This is a genomic window from Achromobacter spanius (assembly GCF_039673305.1).
Taxonomy (GTDB): domain Bacteria; phylum Pseudomonadota; class Gammaproteobacteria; order Burkholderiales; family Burkholderiaceae_B; genus Achromobacter; species Achromobacter spanius_F.
The window spans coordinates 1-20,781 of sequence record NZ_JBDJLJ010000082.1; the positions used below are offsets into that span (position 1 = coordinate 1).

Consider the following 20,781-nt stretch of genomic DNA (forward strand, 5'->3'; position numbering starts at 1 on the left):
CATGATGGCCGCGGCGCGCTAGGCCGCGCCGCCTAGACCCGGCGCGCCAGCAGGGCCAAGATGCCGGCGGCCGACAGCAGGGCGCCGCCGCCCAGGTTGAAGCCGCGCTGGGCCCGCGGCGAGGCCAGCATGCGCCGGGCCGAACCGGCAAAGACGGCATAGGCCGCGGCGTTGATGCCGGCGCAGGCGACGAAGGTGGCCGACAGCATCCACAGTTGCCGCGTCACGTCGCCCGCGGGGTCGATGAACTGCGGCAGGAACGCCACGAAGAAGATCATGCCCTTGGGATTCAGCGCCGTGACCAGGAACGTATTGGCGAACAGTTTCCAGCGCGAGCCGGCGGCCGTCGCGACAGGCAGGGCGGCGGGCGCCACGCCGGCGCGCAACAGCCGGTAGCCCAGGTACAGCAGATACAGGCCGCCGACGGTCTTGACCACCGTGAACCAGAAGGCCGACGCGGCCAGCAGCGCGCCCAGCCCCAGCAGCGACAGCACCAGCGCGGTGGAATCGCCCAGCGCCACGGCCAGCACCAGCGGCAGGCGTGCGCGCCTGCCGTGGGTGATCGAATAGCTGATCACGGTCAGGATGGTGGGGCCCGGCAGCATCACGAGCAGGGCGGACGCGCCCAGAAAGGCCAGCCAGGTTTCAAGCGACATAGGTCGGACTCCGGATAAGGGGACGGCCCGCATGGCCGGCCTGCGGCCAATGTATCCCAACCCTTGCCGGCTGAAAACCCGGGCCGCCCGGGCGCCGCCGTCCGGTGGTGTTAAATACAGTCTTCCCGGACAGTGAACGCCGGCCGCCAGGCCGCGCGAAGGAAACGACATGGCATTTGATTTTGATCTGTTTGTGATCGGCGCGGGCTCCGGCGGCGTGCGCGCGGCGCGTTTCGCGGCGGGCTACGGCGCGCGCGTGGCGGTAGCGGAAAGCCGCTACCTGGGCGGCACCTGCGTGAACGTGGGCTGCGTGCCCAAGAAGCTGCTGGTCTACGGCGCGCACTACAGCGAAGACTTCGAGCAGGCCCACGGCTTCGGCTGGTCCGCCGGCCAGCCGGCGTTCGACTGGCCCACGCTGATCGCCAACAAGAATCGCGAGATCGAGCGCCTGAACGGCATTTACCGCAATCTGCTGGTCAACAGCGGCGTGACGCTGCTGGAAGGCCACGCCCGCATCGTGGATCCGCACAAGGTCGAGATCAACGGCAAGACCTACAGCGCCGCGAACATCCTGGTGGCGACGGGCGGCTGGCCCCAGGTGCCGGATATCCCGGGCAAAGAGCACGCCATCACGTCCAACGAGGCCTTCTTCCTGAACGACCTGCCGCGGCGCGTGCTGGTCGTGGGCGGCGGCTACATCGCCGTGGAGTTCGCGTCCATTTTCAACGGCATGGGCGCGCAGACCGTCCAGTCCTATCGCGGGCCGCTGTTCCTGCGCGGCTTCGACCAGGGGGTGCGCGAGCACCTGCGCGACGAGCTCGTCAAGAAGGGCATCGACCTGCGCTTCAACACCGAGGTCGCGCGGATCGACAAGCGGGCGGACGGATCGCTGGCCGCCACGCTGAAGGACGGCTCCGTCATCGAGACGGACTGCGTGTTCTACGCCACCGGCCGCCGTCCGATGCTGGACAACCTGGGGCTCGAGAACACCGGCGTCAAGCTCAAGAAAGACGGCTTCATCGAGGTGGACGACGAATACCGCACGGCCGAGCCGTCGATCCTGGCGATCGGCGACGTCATCGGCCGCGTGCCGCTGACGCCGGTGGCGCTGGCCGAAGGCATGGCGGTGGCGCGCCGCCTGTTCCGCCCCGAGGAATACCGCAAGGTCGACTACAAGCTGATTCCCACCGCGGTGTTCAGCCTGCCGAACATCGGCACCGTCGGCATGACGACCGAAGAGGCGCGCGAGGCCGGCCATGAGGTCAAGCTGTTCGAAAGCCGCTTCCGGCCCATGAAGCTGACGCTGACCGAATCGCAGGAAAAGACGCTGATGAAGCTGATCGTCGACGCCAGGACCGACCGCGTCCTGGGCGTGCACATGGTCGGTCCGGAAGCGGGCGAGATCGTGCAGGGGCTGGCGGTGGCGCTGAAGGCGGGCGCGACCAAGCAGGTGTTCGACGACACCATTGGCATCCATCCCACGGCCGCGGAAGAGTTCGTGACGCTGCGCACGCCGGTCGCGCAGTAAGTCAGCCGGCCGCGGAAGCTACAGGCGTTCGATCAGGGCGCGCGCCGCAGCCGGGGCGCGCTCTTTTTTCCCGTTGATGAAATAGGCGAACACGTCCTGCGGCCCGGCATGCGAGGCAGACGGGCGCCCGGCCACGCGGGGCAGGTCGGCCGGATCGCCGCCGCGCGACCACTCGCGCAGGCGGTCGGACCAGGCATCCAGCGCCTTGGGGGCGTAACCCGCCTTGTACGAGGCACTGGCGCGCATCAGGCGCGCGTAGACGAAGTCGGCCGTCTGGTCGGCGATCTGTGGATATTCATCGCTGTCGGTATAGACGGTCGCGGCACGGTGGCGGCGCGCCAGGTCGACGTATTCCTCGCAAGCGAAGCTGGCATGGCGCACGTCCAGCGCATGCCGCAGGGGCAGGCCGTCCAGCTCGCCGGGCAACAGCGCCAGGAATGCGCCGAAGTCGTCGGGATCGAAGACCTTGGTGGGGGCGAACTGCCAGACGATCGGCCCCAGCTTGGGTCCCAGTTCGGCGATGCCGCTGCGCAGGAATCGGTCGACCGATTTTTTTGCGCCCGCCAGTTCGCGGCGGTTGGTCGCGTAGCGCGACGCCTTCAGCGAAAACACGAAATCCTCGGGCGTTTCGTCGCGCCACTTGGCGAACGTGGCCGGCTTCTGGGTGCTGTAGTAGGTGCCGTTGATTTCGATGGCGGTGAGCTGGCGGCTGGCGTATTCCAGTTCGCGCGCATGGGCCAGGCCTTCGGGGTAGAACACCCCGCGCCAGGGCGCGTAGGTCCAGCCGCCGATGCCGACCCGGATGGCGGCGGGCTTGTTACCGGGGGACAGATGGCGCTTCGGCATGTCCGGGACTCCACGGCGGTGAACGAACGGCTAACTGTATCGCTCGCGCGACTTGCCGGTAAACCCCGGCGGAAAAATCCGCTGTTCCGGTACAGTTTTGGGATAAGGTGTGCATTCCCGATCCGATTTCCGTCCGGCGCGCGCCGGCTCATCATGCCTGATCTGACTCATCTGCTGACGTTCGCCCTGGTAGCGCTGGGCATGGTGCTCACGCCCGGGCCCAACATGATCTACCTGGTATCCCGATCCATCTCGCAAGGCGCGCAGGCGGGCCTGATTTCCCTGGGAGGCGTGGCGGTCGGATTCGTGTTCTACGTGGCCTGCGCGGCGTTCGGCATCACGGCCCTGCTGATGGCCGTTCCCTATGCCTATGACGCGCTGCGCATCGGCGGGGCCATCTACCTGCTGTACATGGCGTGGCAGGCGGTCCGTCCCGGCGGGCGTTCGCCGTTCCAGGTGTACGACCTGCCCAAGAGCAGCCCGCGCCAGCTCTTCACGATGGGACTGGTGACCAACCTGCTCAATCCCAAGATCGCCGTCATGTATGTGTCGCTGCTGCCGCAGTTCATCCAGCCGGAGCACGGCAGCGTGTTCACGCAGACGCTGGCGCTGGGCATGACGCAGGTTGCCATCAGCCTGTCGGTCAATGCCCTGATCGCCATCACGGCCGGTTCGATCGCCGGCTTCCTTGCGGGACGCCCGCTGTGGATGGTGGTGCAGCGCTGGCTGATGGGCACCGTGCTCGCCGGCCTGGCCGTGCGCATGCTTGCCGACACGCGCCGCTGATGCAGAGCCAGGACGGTTTCTTCGCGACGCTGGGCGGCGTGCTCGGCGAGGGCCTGCGCGCCATCGTGGCGGGCATCAAATGGCTGCTGGGCGGACTGGGCGGCGCCCTGGGCGACTTCTACGCCGGCCTGGCCGGCGCGATGGGCATGAGCCCGTCGATCTTCAATCTGGTGCTGCTGGTCCTGGGCCTGATGTTCCTGTGGGGCGCCGTGAAGGCGCTGCTGCGGCGCTCCATCATCGGCTTCCTGTTCTGGCTGTTCATGACCCTGCTGGTGCTGGGCGGGCTGGTGGATTAGCACGGCCGCGCGGCGGCCCGCGCTTACGTGTCCTGTTGAAATATCTGGACCAGCGCGTCCTGCAGCAACGCCACGCGCGGATGGGGCGCTCCCGCCCGGAAGATCAGCGCCACCACGCTGGACGGCGGCGCGGGCTGCACCCGAATCTGCTTGACCGACCCCGCCAGCACGGGGCTGCGACGCAGCAGCGTCATGTCGGGAACGATGCCGATGCCCAGCCCGGCGGCAACGAACTGGATGCCGGTGGTGGGATTCGTCGATTCGACCACGGGCAGCGGAGCCGGGATGCCGGCATGCGTGAAGCAGTCTTCAAGAAGCTTGCGGCCCATCGACCCTTCGGCCGGCATCACCCAGCGCTCCTGCGACAGGCGGTTCCAATCCACGCTGCGCGAACGGACCAGCGGATGCTTTGCCGGCGCGACCACCGCGAATTGCACTTCAAACAGCTTGATGCATTCAAGCGCGCCCGCGCTGGATTCCAGCATCTGCAGCGGAAAGGTGGTGATCAGCGCGTCGATCTCTCCGTGCTGCAGGGCGTGGAGCAGGGCGGGCACGCGGTCTTCCAGCAGCTGTACGCGCAGCGCGGCCTCGTGGTTCACCAGCTTTTCCACCACGCCGCAAAGATAGGTCTGCGCCACGAAGGGAGGCGCCCCGATCCGGATCTTGGCCGCGTAGCGGTCGGCGGTCAGGGCATCGGTGCGCAGATGGGACAGCTCTTGCAGCAGCATCGCCGCGCCGCGAAGCACCACTTCTCCTTGCACGGTGGGCGTCAAGCCGCGCGCCGTGCGCAGGAACAAGGCAAAGCCGAACGCGCTTTCGATTTCGGCCAGCGCCTTGCTCATGGCCGGCTGCGTCAGGTTGAGCGCCTGGCTGGCCGCCCGCAGGCTGCCGGTGGCTTGCAGCGTCTGCAGCATGCGCAGATGGCGAAAGCGCAGCTTGGCCACCAGATGGTCGGGTTCGATGGGTTCGCTCCTGGACAGGCATAAAACTTAAAGTTATCGCTATATCAAAATATATCAATTTTTCTACTAGCTGCGATCACTTATCCTGCCGGCATAACAAGGAGACAACATGCAACGCCGCACCTTCTGCCTGGGCGCCCTGGGCGCCGTTCTGATGTCCCGTTCCGTCGCGCAGGCCGCGGAAAGCTATCCGTCGAGAGCCGTGCGCATCGTCGTGCCGTATGCCGCCGGCGGCGGGCCCGACATCATGGTGCGGCAGTTCGGCCCCCGACTCAGCCAGACGATGGGTCAGACGATCGTGGTGGAAAACAAGGTGGGGGCGGGCGGCGTGCTGGCCGCCCAATATGTGGCCCAGGCCGCCGCCGACGGCTATACCGTGTTGCTGGGGTCGAACTCGCACCTTATCCAGAAAGCCCTGCAACCGACGCTGGCGTTCGATCCGCAGAACGATTTCGTGCCGGTCACCGTCATCGGCACGTCCCCCAGCGTGCTCGTCGTGCCGGCGGGCTCGCCCTACCGCAGCGTGCAGGACCTGGCGGCCGCCTTGCGGGCGCGTCCCGGGAAGATGAACTACGCGTCCGGCGGCGTCGGGTCGGCGGCGCATCTGGGCGGCGCCACCTTCGCGGCGCTGCTGGGCGTGGACGCGGTGCACGTGCCGTTCAAGGGCTCGGTGGAGATTCCGATCTCGCTGGCGCGTGGCGATACGGATTTCGCCTTCACCATTGCGGGAACCGCCATTCCGCAGGTCAAGAGCGGACGGCTGCGCGCGCTGGCCGTGACCAGCCGCGAGCCCATGGCCGAGCTGGCGGATGTTCCCGCGCTGCACGACATCCTGCACAGCGACCTTGCGGTCCAGGAATTCTGGTTCGGCCTGTGGCTGCCCCGTAAGCCGGGCGCCGAGGTCGTCGACAAGCTCTACGCCGCGACGACAGCGGCGCTCAAGGACGGTTCGGTCAAGCGCGATTTCGAGGCGGCCGGGATCCGCGTGATCCAGAGCGACAGCCCGCAGGCCGCTGCCGCATTCGTGCGGGACGAATACCGGAAGTGGGCAGAAATCATCAAACTCACCGGCATTTCCGCCGGTTGAACGGGATACTCATGGCTAAGCCGCTCGAAGGCATACGCGTGCTCGACCTGTCGCACGTCATCGCAGGTCCGCTGACATCGTTCTACCTGGCCCAACTGGGCGCCGAGGTCATCAAGGTGGAGCCGCCGCTGGCCGGCGAGGTTCTGCGGTCGATGACAAACGGCGTCGATACGGACACGCCCACGGGGTTCGCCGCCATCAACGCCGGCAAGCAATCCCTGGCGCTGGATATCCGGACCCGGCAAGGCGCCGAGCTGCTTCGGTCCCTGGCCGCCTCCGCCGACGTGTTCATCGAAAACTTCCGCCCTGGCGTGGTCGCCCGCCATGGGCTGGACTATGCGTCGATCCAGGCCGTCCGGCCGGACATCGTGTATTGCTCCATCTCGGGCTTCGGCCAGCAGGGGGACTGGTCGCAGCGCGGCGCGTATGACCATGTGGTCCAGGCGATGACCGGCATGATGATGATGTCGGGCGAAGGCGACGACGCGCCGCCGCTCAAGGTGGGCTTTCCCGTGATCGACGTGGCGGTCGGCATGCTGGGCGCATTGTCCATCGTGGCGTCGCTGCACCGCAGGTCCCGCGACGGCACGGGCCAATACATCGATGCCTCCATGGTGCAGGCCTCGCTGATGCTGATGTACCCCAATTCCTGCGCCTGGCTGACGGATGGCACGCCGACGCGGCGCGTCGGCAATCGCGGCTATACGGGCAGTCCCGCCGCCGACACCTACCAGTGTTCGGACGGCTGGCTGGCGGTGGCGGCGAACACGCCGGAGCAGTTCCGCAAGCTGACCGCCGCCATCGGCGTCGAGGCGCTGTGCAGCGACGCGCGGGCGCTGGATCTTGCCGCGTTCAACCGTCCCAACGGCTTCGTGGTGCCGAACGACCGCGACTATGTCGCGCAGCGGCTGCGGGAGGCTTTCGCCACCCGCGGCGCGGCGCAGCTCGAAGCCTTGCTGAGCGATGCCGGCGTTCCCGCGGCCAAGGTGCGCAAGCTGGAGGAATTCCTGCAGGAAGTCGACGAGACCGGCTGCGTGAACCTGCCCGACCACCGCTTCCGCCAGGACGGGCGTGAGGTGCGCACGCGCGGAATCGGCTTTGCCTGCGCCCAGGAGGGCGGGCCCACCGCCGCCGGCGCGCCGGCGGTGGGCGAGGGCGGGCGCGCCATATTGGCCGGCGCCGGCGTCGACGACGAGGCCATTGCCGAACTGGAGCGGGCCGGGATCATCCGGACCCAAGCCGAGGCCGCAGCGCCTTCGGCGTACTGACAAACCCGACAACCCCGGAGCATTCATGACACAACTTCTGCAAGACCGCATCGCCATCGTCACCGGCGCGGGACGCGGCCTTGGCCGCGCCCACGCACTGGAGCTGGCGCGCCATGGCGCCAAGGTGCTGGTCAACGACGTGGGCGCCGACAGCCAGGACTCGGCCGCGCAGGCCGTCGCGCATGCCATCCGCGCGGCTGGCGGCGACGCCTGCGTGCATGGCGCCGACGTGACCGATCCGCTGCAGGTCGAGGCGATGGTCGCGGCGGCCGTGGCCCGTTGGGGGCGTGTCGACATCCTGGTGAACAACGCGGGCATCCTGCGCGACAAGAGCTTCGCCAAGATGAGCCTGGAGGATTTCCGGATCGTGATGGAAGTCCACGTGATGGGCGCCGTGCATTGCACGCACGCCGTGTGGAACGCCATGCGGGCGCAGAACTACGGCCGCATCGTGATGACCACGTCGTCCTCCGGCCTGTATGGGAATTTCGGACAGGCCAACTACGGCGCGGCGAAGATGGCGCTGGTCGGCCTGATGCAGACGCTGGCGCTGGAAGGCGAACGCTATGGCGTGCGCGTGAACTGCCTGGCTCCCACCGCGGCCACGGCCATGACCGAGGGCCTGCTCGATGCGCAGGCGCTGGACCTGCTGACGCCCGCATCGGTCAGCCCGGCGCTGGTCGCGCTGGTGGCGGAAAACGCGCCGACCCGGACCGTGCTGATGGCGGGAGCGGGCAGCTTCGAACAGGCCCATATCACCATGACGCGCGGCATCTTCCTGGATGACGATGAATTGTCCGCCAACGCCCTGGCCGGCCGTCTGGATGAAGTCGCCGACCGCAACGGGGAAACGGTCCCGGCGACCGGCTTCGACCAGTTGCGCCACGAGATCGCCAAGGCCCAGGCAAGCCGGCAATCCCGCGCGGCTAGCGAAGAACTGCTCTGACCCGGGACCGCGCCATGACCAGCAGGGAAGTCGTCGTCGTGTCCGCCATGCGCACCCCCATCGGCAGCTTCGGCAAAGGCCTGAAGGATGTGCCGCCGACGGCGCTGGCCGCCCAGGCCCTGCGCGCGGCCGTCGCGCGGGCGCAGCTCGATCCCGCGCAGGTCGAGCACGTCTGTTTCGGGCAAGTCATCACCACCGAGCCGCGCGACCTGTATCTGTCGCGCGTGGCCGCCATCGAGGCCGGCTGCGGCGAGCAGACGCCGGCCTTCAATGTGAATCGGCTTTGCGGGTCGGGGCTGCAGGCCGTGGTTTCCGCCGCGCAGGCCATCCTGCTGGGCGATTGCACGGTCGCGGTCGCCGGCGGCGCGGAAAGCATGTCGCGCGCGCCCTATGCCAGCCCGGCCCAGCGTTTCGGGGCGCGCATGGGCGATGCGCCGATGGTGGACATGCTGCTGGGCGCGCTGCACGATCCTTTTCACCGGATCCATATGGGCATGACGGCGGAAAACGTGGCCAGGAAATTCGGCATCACGCGCGCGGACCAGGATGCGCTGGCGGTCGAAAGCCATCGCCGCGCCGCGCGCGCGATTGCCGAGGGCCGCTTCGATTCGCAGCTCGTTGCCATCGATCCGCCGTCCCGCAAGAGCGCCATTCCCTTCGCGCGGGACGAGCACGTCCGCGCCGACGTCAGCCTGGCCGAGTTGGCGGGTCTGAAGCCCGCCTTCGCCCCGGACGACGGGACGGTCACCGCGGGCAATGCCTCGGGCATCAATGACGGCGCGGCCGCGCTCGTGCTGATGGAGGGCGCCCGCGCACGGGCCTGCGGCGCCCGGCCGCTCGCCCGGCTGGTGGCCTATGCCCACGCCGGGGTGGATCCCCGCTACATGGGCATCGGCCCGGTTCCCGCCACGCGCGCCGTGCTGGCCAAGGCTGGCCTTTCCGTCGCCGATATCGACGTGATCGAATCCAACGAAGCCTTCGCGGCGCAGGCGATCGCGGTCACACGCGAGCTGGGGCTGGATCCGGCCAAGGTCAACCCGAACGGCTCGGGCATCGCGCTGGGCCATCCCGTGGGCGCCACGGGCGCCATCATCGCCGTCAAGGCGGTGCACGAGCTGCACCGCATCGGCGGCCGGTATGCGCTGGCCACCATGTGCATCGGCGGCGGGCAGGGCATTGCCGCCATCTTCGAACGCCTCTGATATCCAGGATCTCGCGCCGTGTCCGCTTACCCTTCGCCCGCCGCCGTGCAGGCCTCCGATTCGTCCCTGCGCCAGTTCGCCACCGTCCAGTCGCTGCTCGATTTCGTGGGGCAGCCGGCCGTCGCTTCCCCCGCGGTCGAGATCAGTCAGGAGATGATCGACCAATTTGCGCGGGTCACGCGCGACAGCCAGTGGATTCATGTGGACCCGGAGCGCGCATCCGCGCAATCTCCGTATGGCGGCACGATCGCGCATGGCTTTCTGGTGCTGTCCCTGCTGACGGACTGGCAGACGAGCTGCATCGCGTTTCCGGGCGCGAAGATGCTGTTGAACTATGGCTTCGACAAAGTCCGCTTCACGTCGCCCGTCCTGTCCGGCGCGCGCGTGTCCGCGCGCTTTTCATTGGCGCAGGTCGTGCAGGCCAGGCCTGGCGAAGCGCGCTGCGCCTGGACGGTCGAGATCGAGGCGGAAGGCGCGCCGCGGCCGTCGGTGCATGCCGAGTGGCTGATCCTGGTCCGCTACTGAAAAGCGCCGCGGGATCGGCCCGCCGTCATGCCGGGGCAGGGGGGCGGGCGGTCTCCAGCGCGACATCGCGGATCCTGCGCACCAGCGCCGGAAACCGTTCCGCGCCCGTGTTGCCGTAGCCGATCACCAGCCCGTTGTCTTCCGGGCGCGGCGTCAGCGCGAACGTCGACAGCGCGCCGGGATTCATGCCCAGCTTGCGCGCCTGCTCCACGATCGCCACGTCGGGAAACGCCGGCGGCAGCCGCACCGTCAGGTGCAGCCCGCTGTGTCCGCCCAGCACTTCGTGGTCTATCTCCATATGCGCGGCCAGGGCCTCGCGCAGGGCGGCCTGGCGCTCGCGGTAAAGGCGCCGCATGCGGCCCAGGTGGCGCGAGAACTGGCCGTTTTCAATGAAGGCGGCCATCGTGAGCTGTTCCAGCCGGTGGCCGCCGCGCAGCATCTCGGCGACGCACGGCATCGCCTGCGCGGCGATGGCCTGGGGCAGCACCAGGAATCCCAGGCGCAGGGCGGGGAACATGGTCTTGCTGAACGTGCCCACGTACAGCACCGGCGCGTCGGACAGCAGGCCCTGCATGGCGGCGATCGGCTCGCCCTGGTGGCGGAATTCGCTGTCGTAGTCGTCCTCGATGATCCAGGCGCCCGCGCGGCGCGCGCGCTCCAGCAGGTCCAGCCGGCGGGACAACGACAGCACCGCGCCCGTCGGGTACTGGTGCGACGGCGTGGTCTGGATGAGGCGCGGCGGCTGCGCCGTCCAGGCGCTTTCAGGGATGACGATGCCGTCGGCGTCGACGCGCATCGCGACCACGTTCAGGTCCCCCGCATGGAACGCTGACTTGGCGCCGCGGTAGCCGGGATCTTCCAGCCAGGCGGTATCGCCGGGGTTGGTCAGCAGCTGCACGCACAGCGCCAGCGCGCCTTGAGCGCCCTCGGTGATGACGATGCGCGACGCGTCGCAATGCACGCCCCGCGACACGCGCAGGTACTGGGCGATGGCCTCGCGCAGCGCGGGCTCGCCCACGGGATGGCCATAGCCCAGGGCGGTGGCCGGGGCGGACTGCAGGGCGCGGTCCTGCGCCCGGCGCCAGGCGCTGATGGGAAACTGGGTCAGGGCCGGCGTTCCCGGCGTCATCGGCAGGGATCCGTCGTGCGTGTAGCGCGTGGAGACGATGCGGGCCAGCCGCCGGGCGGTGGCCGGGGGCGCAGGCGCGTCCGGGGCCGCGGACTGGCTGGCCGCGCTGCGGGCGGCGGCCGACAGCGGCGCCACGCGCGTGCCCTGGCGGTCCGCGATCACGTAGCCCTCGGCCGTCAATTGCTCGTAGGCGATCAGCACCGTGTTGCGCGAGATCTCCAGTTCCTCGGACAGCGTGCGCGACGAAGGCAGCTTGCCGCCGGCCGGCAACTGGCCGGCCAGGATGGCCTGCTTCAGGCGCTGGATCAATTGGCGCTGGCGGGGCAGCGCCCCGGGTCCGCGCGACAGCGGGCTGGACAGCAGCGAGGCGCCCTGGATAGTGTCAATCATGGCCCTATTAAATCCGAGGTTCGTGGCGCTTTTTATGATGCCACGATTCCGATATCGTGAGGGCCTGCGTGTTGCGCCCGCCACCGCCGGCGGCGCTCCCCAACCTGGATGAGGCCACGTCGCATGCAACCCCGCACCAATGCTTTCCAACAACCCATCGGCCCGGCGCTGCCCGGCTGGACCGCGCGTCCGCGTCCTCCCCTGGAACCGGCTACCGGCCGCTATTGCCGCCTGGAGCCCCTGTCGGCCGAGCGCCACGCGGCGGACCTGTACCGGGCGTTCAGCCAGGCGCCCGACGACAGCGACTGGACCTACATGAGCGTGGGGCCCTTCGCGGACGAAGCCGCCTATCGGGCTTTCGCGCAGGGCGCGCAGTCGGGCAACGATCCGCTGCACCACGCCATCATCGACCTGGAAACGGGCCGCGCCATCGGCACGCTGGCGCTGATGCGCATCGATCCGGCCAACGGCGTCATCGAGGTCGGCTTCGTGTCGTTCTCGCGTCAGCTCAAGCGCACCCGCATCGCCACCGAGGCGCAGTTCCTGCTGATGCGCCGCGCCTTCGATGAACTGGGCTACCGCCGCTACGAATGGAAGTGCGACAGCCTGAACGCGCCGTCGCGCGCCGCCGCCCTGCGCCTGGGCTTCCAGTTCGAGGGCATCTTCCGCCAGGCCACGGTGTACAAGGGCCGCAGCCGCGACACGGCGTGGTTCTCGATCATCGACAGCGAATGGCCCGCCCTGCGCGCCGCCTACGAACGCTGGCTCGGCCCGGACAACTTCGACGCCGAAGGCAACCAGCGCCAGGGCCTGGCCGAACTGGCCGCCCAGGAAAGGACTGCCGGGGAAAAGGCCGCGTGCGCCTGATCCCGGTTGCGCTGGCCCTGTTCTGGGGGCTGAACTGGCCGGCGGTGAAGATCATCCTGTCGATCTTCCCGCCGTTCACGCTGCGCGTGCTCGGCCTGGGCAGCGGCGCGCTGCTCCTGTTGCTGCTGGCCGGCGCCAAGCGCCTGCCGCTCCTGCCGCCGCGCAGCGCCTGGCCGGGCATCGTGGTGGGCGGCGTCCTGGCGGTTGCCGTCTTCAACCTGGCGGTCGCGTGGGCGCAGCTCAGCACCAGCACCTCGCGCGCCGCGGTGCTGACCTTCACCATGCCGATGATGTCCGCCGTGCTGGCGTGGCTGGTGCTGGGCGAACGCCTGGACCGCCGCCGCGGCCTGGCGCTGCTGCTGGGCGCTTGCGGCGTGGCGGTGCTGGCCTGGCCGGTGCTGCACGCGGTGTTCGCCGAGCACGACATCGCCGCCGCCAAGGGGCTGGTCTTTCCGCTGGTGGCGGCGTTCGGCTGGGCCGCCGGCACCGTCTACCTGAAGCGCTGGCCCGTGGCGGGCAACCGCATCGTGGTGACGGCCTGGCAACTGGTGGTCGGCGCAAGCTGCGCGCTGGCGGGCGCCCTGATCGCCGGCGAATCGTTCCCTACGCGCGGCTGGACCGCAAGCGTCGCGGGCGCGCTGTCGTTCCACATCATCCTGGGCACCGCCGTGGCCTACTGGCTGTGGTTCGTGCTGAGCGAGCGCGTCAGCGCCACCGTCGCCGCGCTGACGACGCTGATGGTGCCCGTGGTGGGCGTGCTGGGCGCGATGGCGCTGGTGGGCGACCGCCCCGGCGCGGCGGACTGGTGGGGCTTTGCCTTCGTCCTGGCCGGGGCGGGGCTGATCGTGCTGAACCTGGGTCAGCGCCGGGGCTGATCCGCGCCGGCCGCGGGCGCCGGCATCCATGAACCGTGCAGGCCGGCCGGCACGCGGCGCGGCAGGCGGACCCGCGCTACCGGGCCGGCCGCCAGGTCGCGCGCGTCCAGCACGATGAACACCCCGTCCGGAGCAGGGCGGCCGGCGTCGTCCGCCGCATGGACGAAAGACAGGATGTACCCGTCCGCTTCGCCCGCGCCTTGCGGGTCGGCGGCGAATACCGGTTCGCACGCGGTCTGCCCGGCGGGAAGGCGAAAGACCGTCTTGGCGCCGGTGTCCAGGTCGTAGCGGGCGAAGGCCTCGAATGTGCCCGGCTGGGGCGTTTCGCCCGGACGCGGGTCGCGCAGGCCGACATAGCAGTACCGCGTGCGCCGGCCCAGGCACGCATCGTTGACCCGGCCGAATTCGCAGGCTTGGTCGTCCAGCACCTGGTCCTCCACGCGGCCGCTGGCCAGGTCGATGCGCAGGCGGTGCAATTCCAGGCGCTTGCGCGCGCCCGGCCCGTAGCCGTCATGCCAGGGCATCACGGCCTCGATCACGGCGCCGTCCGTGTGGGCATTGGCGATGTGCCAGTTGAAGAACGGGTCGGCCTCTATCCACCGGATCTGCGCCGGGTCGGCGCAGTCGCGCGGGACCAGCAGCACGCGCGTGCCGCGTTGCGGCTCCCACGAGGGCGCCGCCGGGCCCCGGCTGAAATCGAACACCAGCGGACACACGAAGGCCACCACGTGCGTCGCCGTCAGGCCGATGTCGTGGACCAGCGCCGGCCACGGCGAGGCGAACCGAACCTGGCGGTCGACCTGGCCCTGCGCGTTTACGCGCAGGTATTCCAGCGTGCCCGCGATCAGGTCGTAGTTCACCGCCAGCATCTCGCCGCTGGCCGGGTCGACCTTGGGATGCGCGGAAAGCGCGCCGGCAAGCCTGCCCTGGAATGTTTCCGGTCCCACGGTGGCCAGCGCGCCATCCATGACATAGGGACAGCCGCCTTCATACAGCGCGTAGAGCCGGCCCGCATGGCGCAGGACATTGGTATTGGCCAGGTTGGCCTGCGGCGGCGGGCCGAAGGTGGGGTTGTAGATCCGGCGGCCGGCGAGGCGCTCTTCCTGCAATTCGCGGGTCAGCACCCAGCGGTTGCGGTAGCGCGCGCGGCCGGCCTCCAGATGCAGGGCATGGACCATGCCGGTGCCGTCGTAAGGGTAGGCGTAGCCCGGGCCCGGTTCGAACTGCGGATTCGGGCCGTTGCGCATGAACACCCCGTCCAGGCAGGCGGGCAGCGCCCCTTCCACCTGCAGATCCGTGTCGTCGCGTTCGTCGAAGACGGGGGTGAAGGCTTTCGCCAGGGCGGGGTTGTCGCTGTGCCAGGGTTGCATGGGCGCCTCCGGAGGACTTTTGCGCATGCTACCCGGACTTGTTTCCGCTGTGCGTCGGTGTTTTCGAGCAGGGTGTAAAAACGTTTCTCTATTTGTGCGACGCAAGATCCACTTGTGTACCTTCTCAATTTCACTTTCTGCACTAAATACCGCAAAAATCGCGGTTGTGGGCGCGGGTTTTCCATTATTCAAGTTGCCTGGATGTTGGCCCAGAATTCATGGAAACGTTTCCCTTTATGCCCGTGGAAATTGCAAATATGGGCAGAAGGCGCCGGGTCGTGGCGGCTCGCGAGACGCACAACACCAGGAGACAATGCCATGAAGAAATATCTGGCCGCGGCGTTCATGACGCTCGGCGCGCTGGCCTGTGCGGCCCATGCCCAGGGAGAGCAGGACTATCCCAACCGGCCCATCAAGTTCATCGTGCCGACCTCACCCGGCGGTGGCGGGGACGTGTTCGGAAGGCTGCTGGCCGAGCAGCTGACGCGTCGCCTCAAGCAGACCGTCGTGGTGGAAAACAATGCGGGCGCGGCCGGCACCATCGCAATCGGCCAACTGGCGCGCGCCAAGCCCGACGGCTACACGATCGGCCTGGGCACCATGACGACCACCACGCTGGCGCCCGCCGTCTACGCAAACCTGTCCTATGACCCCGTCAAGGACCTGACGACGCTGGCGCGAATCGGCACGTCGCCGATCATCCTGGTGGCCACCAACGACTTTCCCGCCAACAACCTGAAGGAATTCATCGCGGTCGCCGGCCAGAGTGCGCAGCCGCTGCAGTTCGGCACGTGGGGGGATGGCTCAACGGGCCATTTCTGCGCGGAGCTCCTGTCGCAGAAGGCTGGCATCAAGCTGGAGCACATTCCGTTCAAGGGATCGTCGCCGGTGGTGACGGCGCTGTTGGGCGGCGTGGTGAAGGTGGCATGGCTGGACATCGGCAGCGGCACGGCCGCCGTGCAGTCGGGGAAGATCAAGCCGCTTGCGATGTGCACGCGGCGCACCGCCAATTTCCCCGACACGGCCACGTACAAGGAACAAGGCATCGATTTCGACCAATGGACGGGCTGGGCCATGTTCGGTCCGGCGGGGATGCCCAAGCCCATTGCGCAGAAGATCGAGACGGCCTTGCGCGACACGCTGCAGGATCCGGACGTGCGGGCCAGGATGGCGAACTGGGGCATCACGCCCGAGTTCCTGCCCGGGCCGGAACAGGCGGCCATCAACGCCCAGGATATCGAGGTCTGGAAAAAGGTCGCTCAGGAAGCCGGCATGAAGGCGCACTGATTTTCCCAGGGCCGCGGGCGCGGCTTTCCTGGCGTCCAGGCTTTCCGCGGCCCGTCCCGGGCTCGCCCCGGGCGCCCGAACTCTCATCCATCTAAGGAGAACACGCATGGCACTGCCCAGCGCTATCACCAAGCAGGACCGCTTATTGACCGTGAACATCAACGATGCCGTCGAATTCGCGGGCTCGGAACCGGGCTCGACCATCATTCCGCTGTTCCTGGACCGCGAGAACGGCGTCTGGGTGCTGTACGGCAAGTTCGAGCCCGGCACCACGCTGCCGCCGCATTTTCATACGGGCACGGTGCATTTCTTCACGACCAAAGGCGAATGGAACTATGCCGAATACCCACAGGATCCCCAGACCGCCGGCAGCTACCTGTACGAGCCGGGCGGCTCCGTCCATACGTTTTCGGTGCCCGCCGACGCCAAGGAGGCTGCCGAGGGCTTCATGGTGGTCTACGGCGCGAACGTGATTTTCGACGGCGACGAGTACCGCAGCGTGCGCGACGCGGGGGCGATCGAGGACGGCATCCTGGCCGCGGTGACGCGCGGCGAACGGCCCATGCCCATGTACATCCGGCCCAAGGGCGGGGCTGACTTCAGCAAGTAGGGCAGGGCAACGGGCAAGGCGCGTCGCATCTGGCGTGCGCACGGCCCGCATCGCCATCAGTGCGGTGCGGGCCGTGGTGTTTGCGGCCGGCGGCATCCGCTTTCGCCGATGCCGCGCGCGGCGCGTCAGCGCAGAAGGCGCCAGCCGCCATCGACGGTGAATTCCGCGCCGGTGATGTAGCTGGCGTCGTCCGAGGCCAGGAAGGCGATCAGGTTGGCCGCTTCTTCGGGCGTGCCTTCACCCAGGGGAATCCGGTCGACCGAACTGGGGCCTTGCGGCGTGCCCGCCTGGGCGCCCCGTTGCAGGCGCTGCGCGCGGATGTCATGCAGCATCGGCGTGGCGATCTGGCCGGGGTGCACGGAATTGCATCGGATGCGGTGGCCGTCCTGGCTGCCGAAGAGCGCCACAGTCTTGGTCAGTTGGGTCACGCCGCCCTTGCTGGCGCCATACGCGGCATTCTGCGTGGTGGGGTAGTACGACGCGACGGACGACAGGTTCACGATCGAGCCTCTGCCGGTTTTCTTCATGGCGCGCATGACCTCGCGGCAGCCAAGGAACGTGCCGTCCAGGTTCACGGACATGACGCGGCGCCAATCCGCGAAGGTCATGCGGTCCAGGGCGCCATTGACGACGTCGCCCACGATGCCGGCTGCGTTGACCAGGATGTCGATCCGGCCGTGCCGCGATTCGACCTGGCTGACCGCCTGCGCCCAGCCCGCTTCGCTGGTGACGTCCAGCGGCTCGAAGTCGCATTTCAATTCCTCGGCGGTGGATGCGCCCTGTGAGCCGGGCAGATCGGCAATCACGACCGTTGCGCCGCCCTGGGCGATGAGCCGGGCCGCGGCGGCTCCGATGCCGCGCGCGCCGCCTGAGATCAGGGCGACCTTGTCGTTGAAGGTATGCATGTTGTCTCCTGGAGAAAGCGGACCGGGGCTGGCGCGCTCGCGAGGCGCCCCTTCGGGGATAGGTCCGCAAGTTGAGTAAACGTTTCTACAAATATTCTGATCGCTTCAGGCTCTCCGAGAAATAATGGTTAATACCACGCTTGCATAAGGCGAAAATCCACGTACACTGTTGAAAAAACGTTTCCACAAACCTCTGAAAAACCAAGGAGACAACGATGAGCATGAAGTTCGGCGCCGTGCGCCAGGTGGGTTATGTCGTGGCCGACATCGAAAAGGCCATGGACCATTGGGCGTCCAAGCTGGGGGTGGGTCCCTGGTTCTACAAAGAGGACGTCGGCACGACCGAATTCCGCTACTACGGCAAGACATCCACGCCGCCCAAGCTGTCCATCGCGCTGGCGAACTCCGGCGACCTGCAGCTTGAACTTATCCAGCAGCGGGACGACGCGCCGTCGCTGTACCTGGACACGCTCAAGCGCAACGGGGAATGCGCCCAGCACATCGCCTATTGGACGGTGGACGATTTCGACAAGATCTGCGGCCAGCTGCTGGAGGCGGGCTACGTCGAAGGGCATGGCGGCCGCATGGGCACGCGCGGGCGCTTTGCCTACTTCGTCAATCCCGAGCTGCCCAGCGGCATGATCGAGATCTCGGAGATGAAGGGCGGAAAGGCCGAATACTTTGCGCAAGTGAAGCGCGAATGCGAGGCCTGGGACGGCAAGGAGCGCGTGCGCGCGGTGCCTCCTCCCAAGTGACGGGCGCGGCCGCGCGGCAGCCGCGGCCGCCTTGCAGGGGCATTCCGGCCAACGCGGAAGCGGCCGGAATGCGGCCTTGCCGGCACATGGAAACGTTTTGGCCTTTCCGCTACTATACGTAGCCATGACGACCCCGAACGTTACGCTGGCGGCGCTTCCATGAAGCCGCGCATCACGATCCGCGAAGTGGCCAAAGAGGCCGGCGTATCGATTGGCACCGCCTCGCGCGCCTTGAACCGCGCCGGCCGCGTCAGCGAAAAGGCCATTGCCGACGTGACGCGTGCGGCCCGGCGTCTTGGGTACGAGCCCGACGCCATCGCGCGCAGCATGCGCACCCGGTCCTCCGGCGTCGTGGGCCTGCTGGTGTCCGACCTGGCCAACCCGCTCTATGCCCGCATCATCACCTCGATAGAATCCACGCTGCAGGCCGCGGGCTATGCGCTGTTGCTGGCCAGCACGCATAACGACGGCAAGCGCGAAAAGGCGATGATCGATCTCTTCCGCGCGCGCCGCGTCGACGGCCTCGTGCTGGGGCCCTGCGAGACCGAAACGCCCAAGTACCTGGAACAGCTCCGCGGCGAACTGCCGGTGGTGGCGCTGGACCGGGACTTCGGACCCTCCGCGTCGGGCGTGCATGTCGATCACTACAACGGCGCCGTGCAGGCTACCCGTTACCTCCTGAACCTGGGGCACACCCGCATCGCGTTGCTGACCCCGGGCAGCGTGCTGCGCCCCGGCCGCGAGCGCATCGCGGGCTTCCAGGAAGCCTTCCGCGAACACAAGCTGACGCCCGCGCCCAAGCTGATCCGCGGCGAGCGCTCGGCGATGGATTTCGCCTTCAGCGAAGCGCTGGCGCTGCTGTCTTCCGCAGAGGCCCCCACGGCGTTTCTCTGCCTGGGCACGCGCATCCTGTCGGGCGTGCTGCAGGCCCTGCGCCATACCGGCCGCTCGGTGCCCGACGACGTCAGCGTGATCAGCATCGGCGATACCGATCTGTCGCAGCTCTTCAGCCCCAGCATCACGTCGCTGACCTGGGACCTGGAAGTGGTGGGCACGGTTGCCGCCCAGTTGCTGCTCAAGCAGCTGGACCGTGAAGCCGTCGCCGAACCCGAACGCATCCTGATCACGACGCAGCTCGTGTTGCGTGAATCCTGCGGTCCCGTCAAGACCGCAACAGCCTCCGCCTGACGCTCCGGTTTCATCGCCGTTCGCGCCGCGCAGTCACGCGAGGCGCGTGCTTCCTTGCGCCGCGCAGTCCGCGCCGTGCCCCTCATCCCTGTCGCCGTGGCCGGTGTTCCACAGGTGCGAAACACGCCCGGCATTTGCGCTTGCCATATTGGTGGAAACGTTTCTACAATCGGTGCAAAGAGGTCTCGAATGCCGCCGCGCCTGCGCGGCGCCTGAAATCCAGAACGACACCGGAGGTGACAATCCATGAAAGCTGCCGTACGTACCGAGAAGGGAATCGCCATTGCCGAAGTCCCCATCCCGGAACCCAAGCCCACTGAAATCCTGGTCAGGGTGCGCGCCAGTTCCTTGAACCGGGCCGACCTGTCGCTGGTCGATGGCAAGGCCCATGGCGCCCACGGCGGGGCAGGAACGGTGCTGGGGCTGGAGTGGTCGGGCGACGTCGTGAAGGTGGGGGCGCAGGTCAAGGCCTATCAGCCCGGCGACAAAGTCATGTGCTCCGGCATCGGCGGGTTCGCCGAGTACGCGGTAGCCGACTGGCGCCGCGTGTTTCCGTTTCCGGATCCCGCCATGGACTACGAAACCGCGGCCTGCCTGCCGGTGGCATTGCGGACCACGCACACGTCCATCGCGGTCACGGGGCAATTGCAGAAGGGCCAGTCGGTCATGATTCTTGGCGCGTCGTCGGGCGTGGGCCTGATGAGCCTGCAGGTCGCGAAACTGCTGGGCGCGGGCCTGGTGATCGGCACCTCCACCAAGCCGGACCGGCGCGAGCGCCTGAAGGACTTCGGCGCGGACGTGGTGCTCGACAGCAACGATCCGGACTGGGTGCGGCAGGTCCTGGCGCATACGGGCAACGCCGGCGTGGACCTGCTGATCGACTTCCTGGCGGGCCCCCTGATCAACGACAGCATGCGGGCCGTGGCCATCGGAGGGCGCATCGTGAACGTGGGCCGCATGGCCGGCGAAACCGGCACGTTCGACTTCGATCTGCATTCGATGCGCCGCATCCAGTATCTGGGCATGACCTTCCGCACCCGCACGCCCGAGGATTTCGGCGTGATCGCGCAACGCGTCCAGGAAGCTTTCTGGCCGGCATTGCAGGCCGGCGGCCTGCGCTTGCCCATCGATGCGCGGCTGCCTCTGGACAGCGTGCTTGAAGCGACGGAGCTGATGCGCAGCAATGCCCACTTCGGCAAGATCGTGCTGACGCAGCAGGCCGCGTGAAGGCAGCGTGGCGGCCGCCCCGCGGCACAACCGGGGCGGCGCCGCGCGGGCGTAGAAGTGGGGAAGGCGGGGCGCG

The 20,781-nt window shown here is 68.1% G+C and carries 21 protein-coding genes; 15 read left to right on the forward strand and 6 right to left on the reverse strand.

What is annotated here, in order from left to right; all coding sequences use genetic code 11:
• Positions 1–32: 32 nt before the first annotated feature.
• A complete protein-coding gene (locus ABE485_RS29355) occupies positions 33–656 on the reverse strand; it encodes a LysE family translocator (protein ID WP_346518776.1) in 624 nt (207 codons plus the stop codon).
• A gap of 169 nt (positions 657–825) precedes the next feature.
• Here ABE485_RS29355 and gorA point away from each other — a divergent pair, with 169 nt between their 5' ends.
• Positions 826–2,184 (forward strand): glutathione-disulfide reductase, encoded by a 1,359-nt coding sequence (gene gorA / locus ABE485_RS29360; RefSeq protein ID WP_346518777.1) that lies wholly within the window; start codon positions 826–828, stop codon positions 2,182–2,184.
• 18 nt (positions 2,185–2,202) lie between these two features.
• Here gorA and ABE485_RS29365 read toward each other — a convergent pair whose 3' ends face one another.
• Positions 2,203–3,030, reverse strand: a complete 828-nt coding sequence (locus ABE485_RS29365) for a DUF72 domain-containing protein (protein ID WP_346518778.1) — start codon at positions 3,028–3,030, stop codon at positions 2,203–2,205.
• Positions 3,031–3,183: 153 nt separating this feature from the next.
• On the opposite strand from ABE485_RS29365, the gene ABE485_RS29370 reads away from it, so the two are divergent.
• Positions 3,184–3,816, forward strand: coding sequence for a LysE family translocator (locus ABE485_RS29370; RefSeq protein ID WP_008161618.1), 633 nt, complete (start codon positions 3,184–3,186; stop codon positions 3,814–3,816).
• Positions 3,816–4,112 (forward strand): hypothetical protein, encoded by a 297-nt coding sequence (locus tag ABE485_RS29375; RefSeq protein ID WP_346518779.1) that lies wholly within the window; start codon positions 3,816–3,818, stop codon positions 4,110–4,112. Before ABE485_RS29370 ends, ABE485_RS29375 begins: the two co-directional genes overlap by 1 nt.
• 23 nt (positions 4,113–4,135) lie before the next feature.
• Here the strand turns inward: ABE485_RS29375 and ABE485_RS29380 are convergent, their stop codons facing one another.
• Positions 4,136–5,056, reverse strand: coding sequence for a LysR family transcriptional regulator (locus tag ABE485_RS29380; RefSeq protein ID WP_346518780.1), 921 nt, complete (start codon positions 5,054–5,056; stop codon positions 4,136–4,138).
• A gap of 127 nt (positions 5,057–5,183) precedes the next feature.
• Here ABE485_RS29380 and ABE485_RS29385 point away from each other — a divergent pair, with 127 nt between their 5' ends.
• The 5 genes from ABE485_RS29385 (at position 5,184) to ABE485_RS29405 (ending at position 10,102) form a co-directional block, all read left to right on the forward strand.
• Positions 5,184–6,161, forward strand: coding sequence for a Bug family tripartite tricarboxylate transporter substrate binding protein (locus ABE485_RS29385; RefSeq protein ID WP_346518781.1), 978 nt, complete (start codon positions 5,184–5,186; stop codon positions 6,159–6,161).
• 11 nt (positions 6,162–6,172) lie between these two features.
• Entirely contained in the window at positions 6,173–7,429 is a 1,257-nt protein-coding gene (locus tag ABE485_RS29390) for a CaiB/BaiF CoA transferase family protein (RefSeq protein WP_346518782.1), read from the forward strand.
• A 25-nt stretch (positions 7,430–7,454) separates the two neighbouring features.
• The gene (locus tag ABE485_RS29395; RefSeq protein ID WP_346518783.1) at positions 7,455–8,375 is read left to right on the forward strand and encodes an SDR family NAD(P)-dependent oxidoreductase; all 921 of its coding nucleotides are present in this window, start codon (positions 7,455–7,457) and stop codon (positions 8,373–8,375) included.
• 14 nt (positions 8,376–8,389) lie between these two features.
• Positions 8,390–9,577 carry an acetyl-CoA C-acyltransferase family protein gene (locus tag ABE485_RS29400; RefSeq protein WP_346518784.1) on the forward strand — a complete coding sequence of 396 codons (1,188 nt, stop codon included), beginning with the start codon at positions 8,390–8,392 and terminating at the stop codon, positions 9,575–9,577.
• Between the two features lie 105 nt (positions 9,578–9,682).
• Entirely contained in the window at positions 9,683–10,102 is a 420-nt protein-coding gene (locus tag ABE485_RS29405; RefSeq protein WP_430795480.1) for a MaoC family dehydratase, read from the forward strand.
• Positions 10,103–10,127: 25 nt separating this feature from the next.
• On the opposite strand, the gene ABE485_RS29410 is transcribed toward ABE485_RS29405, so the two are convergent.
• Positions 10,128–11,621 (reverse strand): PLP-dependent aminotransferase family protein, encoded by a 1,494-nt coding sequence (locus ABE485_RS29410; protein ID WP_346518786.1) that lies wholly within the window; start codon positions 11,619–11,621, stop codon positions 10,128–10,130.
• Positions 11,622–11,744: 123 nt separating this feature from the next.
• On the opposite strand from ABE485_RS29410, the gene ABE485_RS29415 reads away from it, so the two are divergent.
• Both ABE485_RS29415 and ABE485_RS29420 read left to right on the forward strand, forming a co-directional pair.
• Complete coding sequence (locus ABE485_RS29415) at positions 11,745–12,488, forward strand: GNAT family N-acetyltransferase (RefSeq protein ID WP_346518787.1); 744 nt, start codon at positions 11,745–11,747, stop codon at positions 12,486–12,488.
• Entirely contained in the window at positions 12,479–13,363 is an 885-nt protein-coding gene (locus tag ABE485_RS29420; RefSeq protein WP_346518788.1) for a DMT family transporter, read from the forward strand. Before ABE485_RS29415 ends, ABE485_RS29420 begins: the two co-directional genes overlap by 10 nt.
• Here the strand turns inward: ABE485_RS29420 and ABE485_RS29425 are convergent.
• Complete coding sequence (locus ABE485_RS29425; protein ID WP_346518789.1) at positions 13,348–14,733, reverse strand: carotenoid oxygenase family protein; 1,386 nt, start codon at positions 14,731–14,733, stop codon at positions 13,348–13,350. The genes ABE485_RS29420 and ABE485_RS29425 overlap by 16 nt on opposite strands.
• A gap of 318 nt (positions 14,734–15,051) precedes the next feature.
• Here ABE485_RS29425 and ABE485_RS29430 point away from each other — a divergent pair, with 318 nt between their 5' ends.
• Both ABE485_RS29430 and ABE485_RS29435 read left to right on the forward strand, forming a co-directional pair.
• Positions 15,052–16,020, forward strand: a complete 969-nt coding sequence (locus ABE485_RS29430; protein WP_346518790.1) for a Bug family tripartite tricarboxylate transporter substrate binding protein — start codon at positions 15,052–15,054, stop codon at positions 16,018–16,020.
• A gap of 106 nt (positions 16,021–16,126) precedes the next feature.
• Positions 16,127–16,630, forward strand: coding sequence for a 2,4'-dihydroxyacetophenone dioxygenase family protein (locus tag ABE485_RS29435; RefSeq protein ID WP_346518791.1), 504 nt, complete (start codon positions 16,127–16,129; stop codon positions 16,628–16,630).
• 125 nt (positions 16,631–16,755) lie between these two features.
• Here ABE485_RS29435 and ABE485_RS29440 read toward each other — a convergent pair whose 3' ends face one another.
• Complete coding sequence (locus tag ABE485_RS29440; RefSeq protein WP_346518792.1) at positions 16,756–17,535, reverse strand: SDR family oxidoreductase; 780 nt, start codon at positions 17,533–17,535, stop codon at positions 16,756–16,758.
• Between the two features lie 215 nt (positions 17,536–17,750).
• On the opposite strand from ABE485_RS29440, the gene ABE485_RS29445 reads away from it, so the two are divergent.
• From ABE485_RS29445 to ABE485_RS29455, 3 genes are all read left to right on the forward strand, one after another.
• A complete protein-coding gene (locus ABE485_RS29445; protein ID WP_346518793.1) occupies positions 17,751–18,290 on the forward strand; it encodes a VOC family protein in 540 nt (179 codons plus the stop codon).
• Positions 18,291–18,449: 159 nt separating this feature from the next.
• Complete coding sequence (locus ABE485_RS29450) at positions 18,450–19,478, forward strand: LacI family DNA-binding transcriptional regulator (protein WP_346518794.1); 1,029 nt, start codon at positions 18,450–18,452, stop codon at positions 19,476–19,478.
• A 246-nt stretch (positions 19,479–19,724) separates the two neighbouring features.
• Positions 19,725–20,705 carry a zinc-binding dehydrogenase gene (locus ABE485_RS29455; RefSeq protein WP_346518795.1) on the forward strand — a complete coding sequence of 327 codons (981 nt, stop codon included), beginning with the start codon at positions 19,725–19,727 and terminating at the stop codon, positions 20,703–20,705.
• Positions 20,706–20,781 lie beyond the last annotated feature (76 nt).

Excerpts from the sequence above, each read along its gene's own strand:
- ABE485_RS29365 (WP_346518778.1), bottom strand. The coding sequence starts at position 3,030 with ATGCCGAAGCGCCATCTGTCCCCCGGTAACAAGCCCGCCGCCATCCGG.
- ABE485_RS29430 (WP_346518790.1), top strand. The coding sequence starts at position 15,052 with ATGAAGAAATATCTGGCCGCGGCGTTCATGACGCTCGGCGCGCTGGCC.
- ABE485_RS29425 (WP_346518789.1), bottom strand. The coding sequence starts at position 14,733 with ATGCAACCCTGGCACAGCGACAACCCCGCCCTGGCGAAAGCCTTCACC.
- ABE485_RS29455 (WP_346518795.1), top strand. The coding sequence starts at position 19,725 with ATGAAAGCTGCCGTACGTACCGAGAAGGGAATCGCCATTGCCGAAGTC.
- ABE485_RS29355 (WP_346518776.1), bottom strand. The coding sequence starts at position 656 with ATGTCGCTTGAAACCTGGCTGGCCTTTCTGGGCGCGTCCGCCCTGCTC.
- ABE485_RS29390 (WP_346518782.1), top strand. The coding sequence starts at position 6,173 with ATGGCTAAGCCGCTCGAAGGCATACGCGTGCTCGACCTGTCGCACGTC.
- ABE485_RS29400 (WP_346518784.1), top strand. The coding sequence starts at position 8,390 with ATGACCAGCAGGGAAGTCGTCGTCGTGTCCGCCATGCGCACCCCCATC.
- ABE485_RS29370 (WP_008161618.1), top strand. The coding sequence starts at position 3,184 with ATGCCTGATCTGACTCATCTGCTGACGTTCGCCCTGGTAGCGCTGGGC.
- ABE485_RS29450 (WP_346518794.1), top strand. The coding sequence starts at position 18,450 with ATGAAGCCGCGCATCACGATCCGCGAAGTGGCCAAAGAGGCCGGCGTA.
- ABE485_RS29375 (WP_346518779.1), top strand. The coding sequence starts at position 3,816 with ATGCAGAGCCAGGACGGTTTCTTCGCGACGCTGGGCGGCGTGCTCGGC.
- ABE485_RS29395 (WP_346518783.1), top strand. The coding sequence starts at position 7,455 with ATGACACAACTTCTGCAAGACCGCATCGCCATCGTCACCGGCGCGGGA.
- gorA (WP_346518777.1), top strand. The coding sequence starts at position 826 with ATGGCATTTGATTTTGATCTGTTTGTGATCGGCGCGGGCTCCGGCGGC.
- ABE485_RS29410 (WP_346518786.1), bottom strand. The coding sequence starts at position 11,621 with ATGATTGACACTATCCAGGGCGCCTCGCTGCTGTCCAGCCCGCTGTCG.
- ABE485_RS29435 (WP_346518791.1), top strand. The coding sequence starts at position 16,127 with ATGGCACTGCCCAGCGCTATCACCAAGCAGGACCGCTTATTGACCGTG.
- ABE485_RS29445 (WP_346518793.1), top strand. The coding sequence starts at position 17,751 with ATGAGCATGAAGTTCGGCGCCGTGCGCCAGGTGGGTTATGTCGTGGCC.
- ABE485_RS29385 (WP_346518781.1), top strand. The coding sequence starts at position 5,184 with ATGCAACGCCGCACCTTCTGCCTGGGCGCCCTGGGCGCCGTTCTGATG.
- ABE485_RS29440 (WP_346518792.1), bottom strand. The coding sequence starts at position 17,535 with ATGCATACCTTCAACGACAAGGTCGCCCTGATCTCAGGCGGCGCGCGC.
- ABE485_RS29415 (WP_346518787.1), top strand. The coding sequence starts at position 11,745 with ATGCAACCCCGCACCAATGCTTTCCAACAACCCATCGGCCCGGCGCTG.